The following is a 17,928-nucleotide window of genomic DNA, read 5'->3' as shown; positions in this document are numbered from 1 at the left end:
TTCGGCGGGCTTCACCCCCGGTCCCGCCACAGTGTCTGACGTTGCGTCAGTGTTCGTAGGCCTGGTTCTCGCTCTCGGCGGTCAACCACGCGATGGTGCGCTGGAGATGGTCCCCCTGACGCTGGAACGTTCCGAACTCGTCCCGTTGCAGGTTCCGCACCCCGAACTCCGTACTCAGATGGGAGTCCAGCACCTGCAGGAGGGGGAACGGGCCGCTGGCCACGGGGCCGGACATCAACATGTCGTCGGCTTTGAAGAGTTCTTGCTGCTCGATGTTCTCGCAGACCTTCTCGATCAGCTTGTCGATGAAGACGGATTCCTTCTGCGCGGCGATGAAGTGATTGCCGTAGCCGCCGGTGCGCAGCAGATGTGCCGCCGCGATGCGGATCTGGTCGTCGAAGGGTTTCTGCGTCAGCTGGGCGACGTCCGTGCCGTTCACCCTCGCCATCTCGGTCAGCGCCTTCCGCAGGCTCTTCTGGTCCCGGAGGAGTGGGCCGAACACGGGCAGGTCGTTCTCGCGGAGCTTGGGAACGTTCGGCCCGAGGTCCACCGTCCCCGGCCCCAGGTCCACGTCGGCGTACACACCACCGTGCATCTTGAGGATGCTGTACCGGGCGAGGTCGGAGGCGAACGGGTACGCCCTGCCCTTGCTCGCCACCGAGTAGGTGGCCGACAGGCGCGGGTCGACGGCATCCTCGATCGTCCTGCGCATCAGTCCCGCCGTGACCCGGATCCTCGCCCCGCTGGAGAAACTCAGCTTCGTGTTCCCGTCCGTCCACAGGTTGGTCTTCCAACCGGCGCTGTTGGCCTTCTGGGTCCAGTCGAAGATGTTCGTGAGCGCGGCCGCGGGGATGTCCCCGCCGATCCAGATGAAGTGGAGCTCGCGCGGGATCTCGGGCGGAGCCGGGATGGCGGGGAGCATCGCGACCAGTGTGCGCAGATCCTCCAGGTAGCCCGGCTGGGGGTGCTGGTTCTCCAGACGGCTGAAGAGCAGATCCACGGCGTCCTTGTCGTGCCGTTCGATCGCGGTGAAGAGGTACGCCTGCACCTTCTCCTTGTCGTCGGGACGCAGGACCTGTTCGGTGCCGTCGTTGTTCGTGAAGGCGATGTCCAGCGTCGACTCCGGTTGCTGCTGCGCGGTGTTGTCGGGGCCCGGCGTCATCGATACGGGCTCGGCCTGCGCGGCCTGCCGGTCAGTCTGCTGGTGGGTCTGCTGATCGGCCTGCTCGGTCTCCGGGGCGTTTGTCACCGGCTCGGGAGAAGTCACCTGCTCCGCACCGTCCTGTGTGCTGCTCGGGGGAACGAAGTTGAGGGCTTCGAAGATCATGTCCGAGTACGCGGACGCGGATGTGGACGCGGACGGCTGGCTCTTCTGGTTCTCCTGGTCCGGGGCGGGTGTCACCGCGGAGTTGTCGTCGACGTTCTCGATGTCCTCGCCGGCCGTGAACCACCGGCCGCGGCGTCGGGTGGTCGGGTCCGCGAGAAGGCCCAGCACGCCCGAGGCACCTGCGGACCCGGTCGCCGGTTTCGCGTGACCGACCGCGACGTCGGGCGCGTACCAGAGGCGTCCCGGTACGGCGTGTGCCGCGTCCATCACGAGGCTGCGGCCGTCGGTCTGCCGGGGCTTTCCGGTTTCGCACGCGACCAGCACGACCGGGGCCGGGGGCTGTGCCGGGTCGCGCAACGTCTCCATGAAGCGTGCGAACTGGTCGCCGTCGACCACCAACGGCTTGTCGCCCGCCACATGGAGTTCGATGCCGTCCTCGGAGCCGTGCGCGTCGAAGAACAACGGGCTGACCGGCTTCTTCGCCCCCCGGGCCTGCGCGTCGGCCCGCCAGGGGACCTTGCCGGTCGCGGAGCCTCCGTCGGTGTCGAGGACGTACGTCTCGTCGTCCATGGCCCGGTGGTGCGTGAACACCGTCTCGTCCGGGTGGTACGTGGCGTAGAAGTCCTTGCGGGGGCCCCAGTCCTGCGGGTTGTGCGACGCGTACCCCAGGGTCCGGCCGTCGGCGCCACGGATCACCCGGAGGCCCTCGTAGACGCGGCCGTAGGAGATCCGGCGCCCGTCCTTGCCCGTGAGCACGGCGTCCGGCGTCGCGTTGCCGGACGTCCACGGCGGCAGCGGTCCGTCCGAGGGCCAGGAGAGCGGCGAGGGCGGCGCGGGGAGGTCGTCCCCGGTGAGGGACGACGTCGTCCGGTCGTTGGAGAAGAACTTCTGCGTTCCGGAGAAGGAGGCGCTGCTGCCGTGGCCGGTGGGATTCCTCCGCAGCGTGCCGGCGAACCTGCCCAGCCTCTCCCGCAGCGTGCCGGAGCGTTCGACGGACGGCGTGACCGGCTCGTCCGGGCCGGTCAGGGACGCGGTCTCCTGGTTCGCGCTCTCGTCGGTCACCCAGGCCAGGTCGATCCAGGTGTCCCGGGCAGCCTCCGTGGGCCTGAACCTGGCCGTTCCCCTCAGCGTGCTCGCCTGCTGGGACGGGTTCTTCCGCATCCACTCCCTGTTGTAGTTGTTCATCATCGTGTCGATGAACAACGGGCCCGTGATGCTGGCGACGTCCCGCTTCTTCATCTCCCCCTTCTTCGCCTGCCACTGGTCGTCCGTGAGCCCCTTCTTGCCCACGAGGTTGTCCAGCAGGTAGTTCAGGAAGGGGTTCTGCGGGTGGGCGGCGATGAATTGGTTGCCGTACTCGCCGCGCTCGTAGCAGTCCACGGCGGCATTGCGGATGTTCTCCGGGGTCAGCGTCGGGTCCGGGACCGGGGCCTGCTCCTCGATCGAGAGCTGTTCCGTGGTCGAGGACTGTGGCGCGGTCGTGGACCGCGTCGTGCTCGCGTTGCGGTTGAGCCAGCCGCGTACGCTGCTCTCGTCCCGGAGCCGGGGCCCGAGCATGGGCAGAACGTCGCCGTTCGGCATCCGTACGCCGTCCTGCGGCAGGTCGAGCCGGCCGGGCGCCAGGTCCACGTCCATGTACACACCGCCCTGCTCACGGAGGATCGTGTACCGGGCGACGTCCGAAGCCATTGCGTAACTTCTGTACTTCTGGCCCTTCTTGTAGAGATTCCTGGCCTTCGCCAACGGGTCCTTGAGGGAGAGGTCGTGCCAGCTCTTGTCGAAGAGCGAGGAGACGGAAAGGTTCTTGACCTGTCCGCGCTGTGCGAGTTCTTCCAGGAACGCGCGGTTGTTCTGCTCGCCGCCCTCGTCGGTCCAGAGCTTCATCTCCCAGCCCGCTTCAGCGGCCTTGGTCGCCCAGTTCCGGAGGTTCGTACGGGCGGCCTGGGTCATCTCGCCGCCCAGCCAGATGAAGTGCAGGTTCTTGGGAATCGGCTGCTGCTCCCCGGCACCGCCCCCCAGGAGCAGCCCGCTGGGTGCGGCGGACGACTGTTCCCCGGACGGGGAGTTGAGCAACAGCGCGTCGGTGTCGTGCCATGAGCCGGAGACGTTCGGGGCGTCCGGAGCCTTCGGCGTGTCCAGAGCGTCCAGAGCGTCCGGGGCGTCCGGGGTGTGCTCGCCGGCGGCCATCCACCGGCCCCGGTACCGGGTGTCCGGGACCGAGAGCAGCGCGAACACTCCGGTGTCGCCACTCCCCTCCGCCCCGCTCTTCGAGGCCACATGGCCGACCGCGACATCGGGCGCGTACCAGCGGCGTCCGGGCATGGCCTGTGCCGCGTCCGTGAGGAAACTTCCGCCGTCCGTCGACCGGGGGCTCGCGGTGTTGCAGGCGACCAGCACGACCGGCGCCGGGGGCTGTTCCGGGTCCCGCAACGTCTCCATGAAGTGCGCGAACTGGGCCCCGTCGACCTCCAGCGGAAGTTCGCCGCGGATGTGGAGCTTGACGCCGCTGCGGGAGCCGTGCGCGTCGAAGAAGAGCGGCTTCGGTGCCTTCTGGCCGGGGGGTGCGCTCGCGTCGGTGTGCCAGGGGACCTCGGGAGGCGAGGAGAGTTCGTCGGCGAGAGGGACGAACTTTCCGTCGTCCCTCTTCCGATAGGACTTGTAGGACAGTTCGTCCGCACGGTACTTGGCGTAGAAGTCCGCGCGCGGACCCCAGTCCGCGTCGTTGTGCGACGCGTATCCGACGACGGCCCCGGAGGCGTCGCGGATCGTCCGGAGGTTCTCGTAGACCTGTTCGTACGAGACCTTCCGGCCGTCGCTGCCGACGAGTTCGCCCAGGGACTTCGTGGCCCGCCCGGGAGGCTCCGACGACAGGTCGAGGCCGGCCGGCCACATCTCGTCGTTCGACAGGATCGAGGGCCGCGACCGCGTGCTGCCGGTCCGCAGGGTGAGGTTCCCGAGGGCGGTGCTCATGCGCCGGATCAGGGTTCCCCGCCCGGACGGCACGGACTCCGTCCGGGGAGCCTCCTGGTTCTCGCTCTCGGCCGTCACCCACTCCAGACCGGTCCAGTCCTCCCAGTCGGACAACCGGACACGGAATTGGGGACGCGCCGGGGCGAAGGAGCCCGCCGAGCCGACGGCATTCCGAAGGGGTTTGGTGTGTGCCACCAGCTGTTTCCAGATGAAGAGCGGGCCGGTTTTCTCGGCGACGTTCTTCTCCTTCATGGCCTTGTGCAGCGTGCCCCTGGTGTACGGGTCCTTGTTCTTGGGGTCCGGCAGGGCGTGCAGGACCCGCCTCATGAAGGAACTCTTGGGGTGGGCGACCATGAACTGATTGCCGAATTCCCCCCTCTCGTACGCCGCGACGGCGGCGTCCTGGACACGGCCCTCTATCGGGGCGTCCCCGTCGAGACCGAGGGTTTTGCGGACGCTGGCCGAGTCCCGCAGCAGCGGGCCGAACATCGGCAGGGTGTCGTCGCCCTTCGGCAGCAACAGGCCCTCGGGGGGCAGCACCACGGTTCCCGGTCCCAGGTCCACATCGAGGTAGACCCCGCCGTGCTTGTGGAGGAGCGCGTACCGGGCGACGTCGGACGCCATCGCGAAGCTGTCCAGCTCCTTCGCGGCTCGGTACAGGGCGGTTGCGTGGGGCGGGATCTTTTCCTGGGCGGGTCCCTTTTCCTGGGCGAACAGCTCCTTGGTCGACCTGTGCCGGACGGTGTCGGGGTCGGAGGCGACGAGGCTCTTCAGGAATTCCTCGTTGCTACTGCCTCCCGTGCTGTTCGTCCAGATCGAAATCTTCCACTCGGCTTCCCGCGCCTTTTGTACCCAGTTCTGAATATTGGTGCGGGCCGTTTCCTTCAGCGGGCCGCCCATCCAGATGAAATTGATCTCCTTGGGAACGGCGGTGAGCGGTCCGCTGCCGGTGCCCAGGAGGTGGGTCGGGGGAGCGGGAGCCGTCACGGTCTGGACCGGCGTGATTTCGGCGACCTCGGTGATCTCGGACGGTGCCGCCCCGGTGTCCTGGGCCGAAGAACCGGAGTCGGCGTTGAGCAACGCGTCGTCCACCCCGGGGGCCACGGCGGCCCGGTACAGGTCGTCCGCGAGGTGCAGCACCACGCCCTGCAGCCGCTGGTTCCCCTCCGTGAGCGGTTCCGCGGCATCGAAGGTCTGATGGTTCAGGTCCGCCCGCACCACGGTCACGGGAACCCCCAGCACCCGCGCCGCGAGCAGCGCCGTAAGGTCTCCGGCGCCGTGGTTCCAGCCGGCGTCCTTGCGGTCGCCGATCTGTTCGCCGGCCGGGCGCAGCAGTGCCGTGCGTGTCAGGGCCAGCCGTTGGTCCGGGGTCAGCCGGGCGGCCACGGCCTGCGGGAGACGGCCGCGCGCGTCGGTGTGCTCGACGATTTCCGGGGCACTGAGCACGACACCGGCGTCGGCCAACTCCTGTGCGGTGAAACGCTCCTGGGGGTCGATCGCGAGGAACGCCGCGAGTTCGTCGCGGTCCGCCGTCAGCCGCTCGGCGAGCCGCTGCTTCAACAGCGCGACGTCGGCCCCGGGAAGGCTTCCGGCCGGTGCGCGCAGCCCCAGTTCGGCGAGCAGCCCGGGGCGGGTCCGCTCGACCGAGCCGAGGAGGGAGCGGTGGAAGCTCGTACCGATGTCGAGGAGCGGGGATTCGCCGTGCGGCGGCTCCACGAGTTCGAGCACCTGGCCGTCCGGGGCCTTCAGTCCGACGGTCCGGCCCGTCTCGTCCTCGCGGTGGACGGTGTACGGCTCCGGGAGGGACCGCACATCGGCCGGGCGGACATGGCCCTCGGGCTCGGGCGCGGGCTGCCAGGGGGTGAAGTCCTGACCCTGGGCGCGCGGCCCGACGGCACGGAGGGCGGACGCCGTCGCCGTATCGAAGTTCGCCCGGACCAGGGCGAGTTCGCGGTGGGCGGCGGGCAACTGCTCGATCGCCCGGTCGTACGCCGACTGCGCCGTCCGTCGCGCGGCCCGCGCCCGGTCGAGCCGTTCGCGGGCCTGCTCGCCCGTCCGCGACTTCCCGGCCCGCCGCTCCTGGGCCTCGGCCGCCTCGACGGCGTGCCGGGCGGCCAGGACCGTTTCCAGCGCCGACCGGTATGCGGCGTCCGCCGCCCGCAGGCGCTGCGCCGCGCCCGCCGCCTTGATCTGCTCCCTGCGCACGAGGGCGGTCTCCGACAGGGGCCGGGTGCCGTCGAGCCAGTCCGCCGTCCGGGCGAGGACGTCGTCCCGTGCGACGAGGCCGGGCAGTTCGGTGAGGCCCGGCAGTTCGACGAGGTCGGTGGACCGGTGGTCCGTACGGGCGGCGAGGGCGGTGATGGCGTCGAGGGCCTCGGCGGGGGCCGGGTAGCCGGGGACCGCGACCGGCGGCTGCTCGGCGGCCGGGGCGGTCTCGGTGTCCTCGCTCCACGGGACCGGTGGTGTGCCGGTGGGGCGGGTCCCGCTGATGGTGTAGTGGTCGACGGCCTGCCAGGCGGCCCCGGACGCACCGGCGAGGCGCCGCTCGGCGGCGTCGAGGTCGCGACGGTGGTTGGCCAGGTCCTGGTGTGCTTCGGCGTGCCGGACGAGGGCCGTGGCGAGCCGCTGTTCCGCCGCGGCCACGGCGGCCTCCGTTTCGGCGGCGGCCTCCGTCCCGGTGGGAGCCCCCGTCGCCGAGAGCCGCCGGACCTCCTCGTGGAGGGCGGCCACCTCGTTGTCGAGCGCGCGCAGCCGGCGCTCGGCGGTCTCCACCAGCGTGGCGGCCGCGGTGTACTTCTTGGTCTGCTCCTTCACGACCGCCGCGGCGGCCTCGACCTCGGCCGGCAGCAGGCCGTGTTCCCGGGCGACGTCGAACGAGACCCACATGGTCACCCCGTCCCGCACCGTGTGCTCGACGGTGACCGGGTGCCGGGACGCGGGACCGGCGTACGGCACGGCCGAGAGCACCGTCGAGACGACCGGCAGGTCCGCGATGCGGTGCGAGGCCGTCGCCGTCTGCCGTACGCGGAGCGGGGCCTGGATCAGCACGGCGCCGCCCGCGAAGGGCTTGAGCGTGCTCAGCGCGGAGGTCCGGCGGTCCGCGGCGCCGCTCGTCGCGTCGGAGTCCGTCCAGCCGGGCACGGTTCCGGTGGCCTGGACCGGGGGCTGCGTCTGGAAGCCCGGCCCCACGGTCATCGCCGGGGCGTGCGATTCGGTGGTCTCCCCGGTGTAGGTGTCGTTGTCCATGGTCCGCCGGCTGCCGCCGAGACCCGCTCCCGGGTCCACCGCCAGCAGCCGGGCCCCGGACAGGTCGATGTCCGCGGAGAGCTTCAGGTCCACGTCGGTGCCGCCGACGTCCGACGTGGTGTCGTGCAGGGTGACGGTCAGGGAGTCCTGGAGCAGCTGCGGGAAATAGGCGCTCAGCACGTCGGAGCTGATGCCGTTGTTGAGCACCTCGCCCGCGGCGGTGCCGGGCCGGGTCAGCTTGGACTTCCCCACGTACGGGTTCTCGTCGCTTCCCGGTATCGCCATGGCGGTGTCCGTCGTGGGGCGGGCCCCGGAGACGGCGCGGTCCACGGCGTATGCCCCGGCCTCCCGGAGCGTGGTGATACCGCCGACGGTGGTGACGACGACGCTCTCCGGTCCGGCGGCGAACAGCTTCTTGCCCGCCGTGTACGTCTCCTGGAGGGGCACTGCCCCGCCCGTCGTGCGGGGGAGCAGCCTGGGGCGTGCGGGGCGCTGCACGGGGGCCGTCACCGGACGAGTGGCGGGCGCCGCGGTCTCCTGCGGGCGGGCCAGGCTCAGCGGCAGGACCACCTCGGCGTCGCCGACGTCGTACGTCTCGCTCACCGGCGGCTTGCCGGGCAGCTCCAGGGTGAAGGTGGCCCGGAACGTCGTCCTGCCGCTCACCACCGGTCCCTCGAAGGCCACCTGGGCGCTGACCGCGTCCGTGACGGCGTGCGCGAGGGCGGAGGAACGGGCTGAGCCGCCCTTGTCGTCGAGGGTGGAGCCGCTGTTGCGGACGACGGGGTTGTCGACGGTGGGCGTCTCGGCCAGCCGGTAGCCGCCCTCGATCCCGCGCGCCAGCTTCTTCGTGACGGTCTCCGCCGTGGACGTGGGCCGGGTGATCGTGGGCTTCACGTCGTGACGCAGCCCGCCCCGGGTGGAGCCGACCCGTTCCAGGGTCACGGTGAGCCTGGCGTTCCTGGACGGTCCGAGCCTGTTCCGCACCAGGCGCAGGGACGTGCCGCCGTTCTCCATGTTCGTCTGCAGGGCGCGCACACCGGACGGCGAAAGGGAGGCCATCTGCCGTGCCATGTTGCCGAGTTGGTCCTCCAGGAGGTCCTTGGGGCCGAGCCAGTCCTTGTGTGCGGGCAGGGTCGTCCGCAGCAGGTCCGTGAACCGGCCGATCGCCGAGGCCAGGTCGATGCGGCCGACGGTGAGCGTGGCGTGACCGGCCGAGGCGACGGCCGTGTAGAGCTGCTGGGGAGGCGGGGTGGTGAGGCCGTCCTCGAAGAGTCCGGCCTTCCTGGCCTCGGCGAGCGGCACCCACACGAGCAGGCCGTCGGGGATCTCCACGATCCGGCCCTCGGGGCGGCGCCCGCGCACCAGGTTCATGGGTCCCTGGAGCAGGCCGGACGGCTGCGAGCGGGCCGCGAGGTGCCAGGCCACGTCGGCGGAGACCAGGGCCATCGGACCGGTGTACTGGACCGTGTGCGCCGGGTTCGCCGAGAAGGTCTGGGCCGTGGTCGTGGTGTTCGTGCGCTGGTACGGGGACGCGGCGATCCCGTAGGTGCCGGCGGTCTTGAGCGTGTCGGTGTGCTTGGCCCGGAAGGCGAACAGGAACGAGACGTTGTGGCTCCGGACGTGGGCGACCGAGTGCCCCCCGCCGCTGGTGCCCGAGCCGATGGCGGAGAGCGCGAGGTCGGTGGAGTCGACCACGGTGAGCACCCGGGGCCGCCGCACCGAGGGCCAGGCGCTGACCGACGCGGTGATGTCGGTGACGGCCGTTCTGCCGAACAGGTCGCTCACGTGCTTGCCGGTCTGCGCCGCGTCGCTGAAGTCCGCCTCGTTGCGGCCACTGGCGAACGCCTCGGTCAACGCGCCGGAGGCGGGCGTTCCGTCCGCCTTGTACACCCAGGAGCCGTTGGAGACGGAGGCGAGCAGTTCCTTGAGGTGGTCCAGCACGATCTCGGGCTTGGTGACGCTCTGTACTTGGTGCAGGCCCTCGAAGAGGGGGTGGGCGCTCCAGTCCTCCGCCGGGACGGGCTTCCCGGAGGAGAGCAGTTCGGCCATGGCCGGAGCCATCGGGACGAACCCGGCCGCGCGGGCGACCGGTGGGGTCGTCGCGGAGGTGGAGGCGGGGACGGGAGCAGGCGTGGGGACGGACGCGGGGGCGACGGACAGCGAGGCGGGTACGGCGAGGGTGACGTGCCCGGTCACCGAGGCCGGGGCGGCCGGTGCGTTGCCCTGACCGGTGCGCTGTCCGGTCGGTGTGTTGTCCTGACCGGTGCGCTGCCCGGTGTCCAGGAGGTCGACGCTGCCGGGCGCCTGCTTCACGAACCACCGGGTGCCGAGCAGCTCACCGGTCGCCGTCCGCACGAACTGGCGCGGGCGGGAGAAACTGGTGGCGTCGGCGGTGAACGACAGGTCGTACGCCCACAGGTGCTGCGCCCCGGAGCTGGTGATGCCGCCGTCCGGGGTAAGCGTCGGACCGTACGTCATGCCGTAGGCGGTCTGCCGGGTGTACCGGTAGCCCACGCTCCCGGTACCGCCGTAGCCCGCGCGTGTGGTGTCCTCGTAGGTCTTGATCCCGGTCAGCCCCAGGTCGAAGCCGCCGGTCAGGCCGTGGGTGCGCGTGGTCGCGCTGTCGGCCCGGCGGGTCGACAGGAGGTTGTTGGCCAGGCCCAGATCGTGGTGCGTGCCCATGAACCGGCGGTTCGTGGCCCGCGCCCGCACGTTGACGACGACATATCGCTTCAGGGTGTTGTCGAGCTGCTCCAACTGGATCCGCAGCCCGGTGCTCGTCAGCCGGTCGAGGGAACCTTCGAGCACCGTACGCGAGATGGCCTGGCGCAGCAGATGGGTGTTGCGCGCCGCGGTGTTGTACGCCCGGTCGCTCTTGGTGGCCGGGTCTTTCCTGGTGGTCCGGTCGTTCTCGGTGGTCCGGTCGTTCGTCCGGGGCGGCAGAACCAGGCCGGGGTAGGCGCGGTGCAGTCCCGCCTGGATGCGGTCGGCCAGCCTGTCCGCCAGGGAGACCGGTGGGAGGTTCCCCGACGGGTCGGTGGCCGAGAGATCCAGGACCGCGTGCAGCCCGAACGTCGCCGGATCCGACTGCGACAGGTAGGCGGGGGCGGGGGGTGCCTCGGCGTCCGGCACCGGGGTGGTGCCGTCGTCCCAGCCGGCCAGCCTGCGGGCGTCGGCCCGCGGCAACTGGACGGCGGCCGTCAAGAACGCCTCCTGTCCGGTTGCCGCCGCCGGATGGGGCGACTCCCACGTACCGCCCTGCCTGCGCACTTCGACCCGGAAGCGGATGTCGTAGAGCCCCGAGTGGCCGCGGCTGTTGAGGGTCCGGACGGACTCGGCGGTGTTGCCGCTGTAGCTGCTTTCGGCGCGCTGGGTCGACGCCCCGACCGTTCCCGAGAGCTGGACGCCCAGGGCCGTCACGGGCTGGAGCGGGGAGAACTGCGGACCGACGGAGAGGGTGAGACCGGCGCCCTGGGTGTTGCGCTTCTCCGTGGTCGCGGTGGTGCGCTGCGCGTCGGCCTTCTTGACCTCGGTCCTGTCGGACGCCTGGCGCAGTGTGCCGTCGACCGGGGTCAGGCGCAGTTCGAAGGAGCCCAGCGACCGGCTCTTGAGATCGGCGAAGAGCGGGGTGCTGACCACCGTTTCGCCGGAGCTCTGCGCGATCATGGTGCGCAGGCTCTCTTCGCCGACCAGGTCGGCCAGTTGGTGGCGGAGGAAGGAGCCGGGAGTCGCCTCGGGGAAATTCCTGAGCGCCCAGTCCAGCAGCCTGGTCTCCGTGACGACGCTCAGCGGCGCGAGCAACCGGGGCCGGGCGCCGGGCGCGAAGGTGAGCGCGGTGGGCAGCCGGTCCGGGATCGCCGGGTCCGTGACGCTGTCCGGAACCCGCCAGGCGACCCCGTCCCGCAGCCGGTAGCGCCTCGGTGCGGCGGTGGTGGCGGGCTGTTGCCCCGCGGGCAGTTCGCGGCCCTTCTTGTCCCAGACGCGCGACGACTCGACGACGATGTGCAGATCGCTCACATGCAGATGGCTGCCGTCCTTGCCGACCGCGGTGACGCTGCTCTGAGCGCGGTGCTCCTGGCTGTAGGTGTAACTCGCCTCCGTGCGCCGGACGTTGATGCCGAGCGACCCGAACGCCCCCACAGCGGCCGGTGCTGCCGCCAAGGGGATCGCCAGGCCGAGCGCGCGGGACGTGCCGAGGGTCTTGGTCTCCGTCGCCCCGGGGCGGGTGCGGAGTTCCGTCTCGACCTTGACGGGGGCGTCGGCGGCCTTCGTCCCGGTGGACTCCGTGTCGGTGGTCTCTGTGGTGGTGGTCTCTGTGGTGGTTTCCGTGTCGGGGGTCCTCGCCCGGGTGGCGGTGGACGTGGGCGGCACGGCCAACGGTGACGGCTCGGCATGGCGGCGCCAGTTCCCGTAGCTCTCCATCGAGATGGAGACCTCCCGGTGGCCGCCGTCCATGGTCGGCAGGACGAACGTCCGGGGGCTCAGCAGCGTGTGCGGGCTCTGGGTGAGTACGAGCTTCAACTCGTCGAGTCCGTCGGGCCGCAGGCGCAGGTTCTCCCCGATGGAGTCGACCAGCCCGTCGGAGCCCCTGACGGTGATCCGTCCGTGGCCGTGACCGCGCAGCGACTTGGGCAGCATGGCGTTGTCGTCGAACGTGACGAACTCCCCGCCCCGCTGCTGGGGGAGCGGCGGCACGTCGGCCTCCAGCAGCGGATCGGCGAAGGTCGCCTTCACCACCGGTTCGCCCGGATTCTCCATCCGGCGGAACACCTCGTCGCGGAGCTGCTCCTCGGTCACCAGGTCCGGCCGGTCGCGGCGGGCCCGGTACATCCGCTGCTCGTACTCGTCCGCGGAGAGCGCGCCGAGCGCCTTGTCGCGAGCCGTCTGCGGCGGCGTCGCACGGTCCCGCTCGTTCGTGCCCGGCGTGCGGTCGCCGCCGGGGCCACCGGGCGGTTCCTCGTCCCGTCCCCGCGATCGGTGGGAGCCACCGGAGAGGGAATCGGAGTCGTCGGTCTTCTCGGACGAGGCGTCGGACCGGGTGTCCCGGTCCCGGTCGGGCTCGGACTGTACGTCCCGCTCCTGGTCGGGCTCGGACCGGGTGTCCTGCTTCCGGTCGGTGTCGGCGTCGGACCGGGTGTCCTGCTTCCGGTCGTTCTCGGACAGTACGTCGTTCTCGGACCGTACGTTGGTCTCGGACTCCGCGTCGTCCCCGGACTGCGTGCGTACGCGCCGGGAGTTCGGCGACGGCAGGTCGTCCCGGTCCCGCAGGAGGGTGCCGTCCTTGTCCGTCCCCGCGGACTCCCGTGTGTCGTTCCTCCGGCGCAGGGGCTCCATCAGCTGCTCGCCCGGCTTCGTCGGACGTTGCTCGTCCCCGTTCGCACCGGCACGCCGTCGGGGCTCTCCCGACAGGCCGCTCGTGGTGTCGGTCTCCGTCCGAACGGCCGGGGGTCGAACGGTTCCCGTGGCTCCGGTGTTTCCCGAGCCCGACCCGTCCGTCAGGTCCGTGTCCCGGACGTGCGCGCTGTTCTCCGGCGCGGAGCCGGCCACCCGGGGCGTGCCGGGCGCGTCGTCCGAGTCGAAGGGGGAGCGGCCGGACGAATCGGGGGAGTCGGGCGTCTTCAGGTCCCGCAGGCGCTCCACGAGCGTGCGGGCGTCACGGGCCGCCTGTTCGCGCACCGCTTCGGGCAACTTGTCGAGCGAGCGGTCGATGCGCTGGTCGAGGTTCCGCAGCCGGTCCGGGGTGCGGAGCTCGCGTTCCAGGTTCTCCCGGCCCTCGTGCCGCAGCTTCGCCGTCTCGGCGTCGTAGTCGTCGAGGACGCGGTCGACGGCGCGGGGGTCGCCCGCCGCCTCGTCCAGCCGAGCCTGCCACGCGGCCTGCTGCTCGGGGGTGCGCTCCGCGCCCGTGGGCCCGCCGTCGGCCAGGACCTTCGATCGACGTTCGCGCTCCAGGGCCTCCATCCGGTCGAGCTGGGCCCGCTCGACCGCCTCCTTCGCGGCTGCGTCCTCGGCCTCCGCGTGCCGGTTCTCCCACTGCTGCCGCTCCTCGCGCGACAGCCCGGCGGCGTCCGATCCCTCGCCCAGCCGGTCGAGCCGCTCCTCCAGCAGCCGGTCGTTCTCCGTACGGTCGTTCTCGGCGCGGTCGTTGCGGTTGTTCTCCGTACGGTCGTTCTCCGCGTGGGTGTCCTCGGACCCGACACGTCCCGGTGCATCGTCGCCCTCGCGCAGGGCGTCCAACCGTTCCTGGAATCCGGCGAGTTCGGCTTCCGTTTCGAGAGCGGCCAGGCGACGCTCGTACTGCGCGTCGAGGTCGCCGCCCCGATCCGGACCCTCGAACCGCCGCTTCCAGGAGGTCAGTTCGGCCTCGGAGGCGCCCAGGTCCCGCAGGACCGAGAGCCGTCGCGACGTCTCCAGCTCCGCCCGGTACTCGGACTGCACCTTGTGGAGCTCCTCGGGGGTCTGTGCCTGCGAGCGCCGCTCCTCCCACTCCCGGATGCGCTTGCGGTCCATGCCCGCCGACTCGGCCTCGGCCCGTACGGCGTCGTCCAGCCGTTGCCGGAGCGCGTCGGGGGAGCGGTCGCCGAGGGTCTCCAGCTCCGTCCTGAGGGTGCCGAGGCGGTTCTCGAACTCGTCCAGCAGCCGGGTCGTCCGCCGAGGATCGTTGGTGAGGGCCGACTGCTCGATGTCGAGGGCGTGCCGCAGCCACTCCGTCCGGCGCATGCCCAACTGCGCGGCCCGCGCCTCGTACCCGCCGTCCACATGGGCGCGGAACTGCCGCAGGCGCCTGTCGAGGCCGTGCACGGCGACGAGGTCGTCGAGTTTCCGCAGCCTGTTGGCCGCGTCGGAGTGCCTGCCCGCCCGGAGGTCGGCCCGGATGTCCTCGCCCAGCCCCTGCCGTACGTCCTTGTCGATGCCCACCCGGCGGGCATCGGTCAGCAGGGAGTCGAGCCGGTGCTGCACCTCCCTGTTCAGCCTGCGCTGCTCGGCGGCCGGAACGGTGTCGGGAACGGTCGGCAGCTGTTCGCTCAGCCGGATCGCCGGGTCGTCGGGGGCACCGCCCAGTTCTTCGAGACGGGCGATCAGGGCGTCGACACCGGTTTCGTGACCGGCGTCGAAGCCTTCGGGGAAGGGCAGTTGGTCGTCCGGGGTCTCGGTGCGCATCGGCCCCGACAGGTCGTCGGCACCGTTTCTGTTCGTGTCCCCGCCACCGTCGTTCTCCAACTGGTCCGCGCCCTGCCGGTTTCCGCCCTCGGGGCCGGTGCCGGGGTCGGTACGGGGAACGTCCGGGAACACGAGGTCCGGGACGTTCTCCGGGCCGGGCAGGGTGCCGGGGTCGTTCTGGGGGACGTCCGGGAACACCAGCTCGTCCCCGGCCGGGGAGGTGGAGCCGTCGGACGTCGGCCGCCCCCCGGAGGAGGAGTGGGCGCCCGTGGACGTGGACACGGTGGGCACGGAGCCGCGTGGCGGTGTGCTGCCGCCCGCGCCGTTGTTCGGGGCGAGCCTGCTGTTGTCCGGGACGATGCCGCCGTCGAAGTCCGTCGTCCCGTCGCCCTTCGGCCCGTCGGCGGCCTCGTCCCGAAGGGCGAGGCGGTACTGCTCACGGAGCATGTCGACACGTGCGGGCCGGCCCGGCCCACCCGCCCCGTCCCCTTCCGTCAGCCGCGCGAACCGTGCCTCCAGTCCGGCGTCCGGGTCCGCGTCCGGAGTGTCCTGCCGGTTCTTCAGCCGGTTCAGCCGCTCCTGGAGCTGTTCGAGGTCGCCTCCGCTCCGGCGCCCCGCCCCGGAGTCGTCGGAGCGGACGGTGGACGGCCCCACGGGGTCGTCACCGGACGGATCGTGCCGCGGCACGTCGGGCAGGTCCGCCATGAGCTTGGCCATGTCCGGCGGGACGTTTCCGGGCAGGGGGGTGTCGGGTACGTCCGGCAGGTCCGCCAGGAACGTGTCCGTGTCCGGCAGGTTCCCGGACAACGGGGAGTCGGGGATCTCCGGCAGGTCCGCCAGGAGCTTGTTCACGTCCGTGACCGGGTCCGGGGAGAGAATCGCCGGGGAGTCGTCCGGAAGGCCGTTCAGCAGCAGATCCACCTCCGGCACCGCGTTCGGCGGAACGGGCGTCTCGGAGACGAGGGGCGGCACCGTCGGGCCGGAGGTGTCCGGGGGCGCGAGAGGGCCGGTGGTGTTGCTGTTGCCGTTGGTGTTTCCGTTGCCGGTGTTGTCCGTGGGCGGCGTCGTGGTCGAGGTGTCACCGGTCGGGTGCCGCTGGTCGGACCCGAGCGGGGAAGTCCCGCCGTCCGAACTGGTGGCGAACGAGGGGACGGACGCGTCGGACGGGTGGTACGGCACGACCTCGCCGTCGTCGTCGCGCGAGAACAGCGTCCCGCCGTCCGAGGAGTCGTCCGTGTCCAGGTAGTACAGGCTCTCCCCGTCCGAGGCGTTGCCGTCGCCGTCCCGGAGGGAGTCGCCGTCCCGGAAGGAGTCTCCGTCCCGCAGGGAGTGGGTGTCCGACCCGGATTCCGTGGACGGCTTCGTCGCGGGCCGGCCGTCGGTGTCGGGCCTCGGACCGGAGCCGTCGCGCACCGTGGTGCCCGACTCGGTGCTCGGCCGGGGCGTGGCGGCCGGCGCGGGCGACGCGTCGGACGAGAAGACCGGGGGCCGCGGCGGCGGAGTGGGCCCCGGGCCCTGCATCGTCTGGTGCAGCGTCTGGAAGGCATGGCCGAGGCCCCGGCCCATGAGACCGCCCGCGGCCCCGGCGGCGGCCGTCCAGCCACTGACCGTGAACTTGTGGTCGGGGCCGAAGATCAGGTTGTACATGCCCTCGGTGACCACGGCGTGCGCCGTATCGCCCGCGAGCCCGCCGACGAGATTGCCGATCCGGTAGCCCAGGTTCCCCTCGATGTTCTTGGTGATGGTCTGGACGAAGGAGCCGGGCAGATCGTGCGAGAGGGTCCGGACGCCGTTCTCGCCCAGGTCCTTCACATAGGGCATGAGCGCGTCGTCCAGCGAGCGGGTCAGCCCCTGCCAGTCGGACTTGCCGCCCCAGTTCTTGACCAGGGCCTCACCGTAGTCGCGGCCCAGGTTCCGGGCGGTCTCGTTGCCGAGGGAACCACCGAGGTTCTTCTCGAACGCGTTCGCGAAGTCCTTGACGACCTCCCTGCCGACCGCGCCCGCCGCCGCTCCCCTGGCGCCGTCCGCGCCCACGTGGTTGAGGGACTCGCTGGTCCGGCCGAGGACGTTGCCCAGGCGCTCGCCGAGCTTGCGGGCGGACTCCTCGGAGATCGCCTGGCCCGCGGCTCCGGCTCCGGCCCTGCCACCCGCGCCGACCGCACCCTCACCCGCACCGGCGGCACCCTTGCCGACCCCCGACCCCGCAGCGCCCGCCCCCTTCCCGGCGCCGCTCCCGGCACCGGCCGCGCCCTTCCCGGCGCCGCCTCCCGCAGCCCCCGCACCCCGGCCCGCACCACCGCCGGCCGCCCCCGCGCCCCTGCCCGCGCCACCGCCCGCGGCCCCCGCACCCGCGCCACCGGCGCCCTTGCCGAGCCCCCCTGCCGCGCCCTTGCCCAGACCACCCGCGGCGCCCTTGCCCCCGGCGCCGCCCGCGATGCCCTTGCCGCCCCCGCCCAGCCCCTTGGCCAGTACGTTCCCGGCGTCGTTGCCGAGGATCTTGCCGAGCCCCTTGCCGGTCAGGTTGCCGAGCAGCTTGCCGAACGCGCCGCCGAGCAGCGCGAACGGACCGCCCAGCACACCGCCGATGGCGCCGACCTTCGCCGCGTTCCCGGTGAAGTCCTTGTTCCACTCGGTACGGTCGCCGCGGACGATCTGGGTGAGCTGGAGAATGGAGTCGAGCAGCAGACCGCCGACGATGCCGGTGATGGTCTGCATGATGATCTGGGCCACCAGGAACTTCAGGATCAGCACCGCCATCTGGCGGAACGCGCCGATCGCGGCGGCGGCCCAGATCTCGGACAGCCCGCCCGTCACCGGCATCAGGGCCTGCGCCAGGGCTATCTGGGCGACGAGCAGGGCCAGTTGACCGAAGATCGACCACTTGGTGTACTCGATGTCGGCGGCGGTCTTCTTGGCGTTCTTCGACAGCTTGAGGGCGTCCTCGTAGGCCCGTTCGAGGATGCTCTGGTTGCCGTTCGTGGTCTGGACGAACTGACGGGCGTACGTCACGAACCGGGTCGCCGTCTCGCCCTCGAAGTCCTCGTCCACGCGGCTGACGACCTGGCGGAGAAGATCCTCGACCTCGCGGAACTTCTCCGCCATCTGACGGTACTCGTCGCTGACCACCCGCAGCATGTCCTCGTTCGCCTGCGGGAAGGGCATGCCTGTCAGGGTCTTGAGGAGGGTCGCCCACCCCTCGGAAACCTCGATCGCCATCGTCGTGGTGC

General features: G+C 71.5%; 1 protein-coding gene. It reads right to left on the bottom strand.

The features are described from left to right. Positions 1-46: 46 nt before the first annotated feature. The gene (locus ACWCXX_RS23230; RefSeq protein ID WP_451130140.1) at positions 47-17,917 is read right to left on the bottom strand and encodes a glycosyltransferase; all 17,871 of its coding nucleotides are present in this window, start codon (positions 17,915-17,917) and stop codon (positions 47-49) included. Positions 17,918-17,928 lie beyond the last annotated feature (11 nt).

The sequence above is a fragment of the Streptomyces sp. NPDC001732 genome, assembly GCF_053596315.1.
The sequence above is the reverse complement of the archived record's forward strand: the minus strand, read 5'-3'. Positions and strand labels throughout refer to the sequence as shown.

What these genes read in the sequence shown, in the direction of transcription:
- ACWCXX_RS23230 (WP_451130140.1), bottom strand. Translation starts at nt 17,917, where the DNA reads ATGGCGATCGAGGTTTCCGAGGGGTGGGCGACCCTCCTCAAGACCCTG.